At 45.1% G+C, this 224-nt stretch carries 1 protein-coding gene; it reads right to left on the reverse strand.

Annotated features, from left to right (window positions below):
* Nucleotides 1–224: HAMP domain-containing protein (locus AB4486_RS26335; RefSeq protein ID WP_372119709.1), on the reverse strand; the 224-nt coding region annotated here is incomplete at both ends.

Raw genomic sequence — 224 nt, forward strand, 5'->3', positions numbered from 1 at the left:
TAATAAGTCCACTAACGACTTCTGCATCTGGTTAATCGAACTAGCAAGATCAGCCAGTTCATCACCAGACTCATCGGTAATGTCACCTGCGGTTAAATCACCATTTGCCACGCGGCGTGCTACTTGTTCAACACGAGTCAGGCGATTAGTAATAGAACTCGACAACATATATGCAATCACACAACCGAAGACGATAGCAATCGCAGACAACACCATGATAGTGC

The sequence above is a fragment of the Vibrio sp. 10N.222.55.C6 genome, from assembly GCF_041473395.1.
GTDB classification, from domain to species: domain Bacteria; phylum Pseudomonadota; class Gammaproteobacteria; order Enterobacterales; family Vibrionaceae; genus Vibrio; species Vibrio crassostreae_C.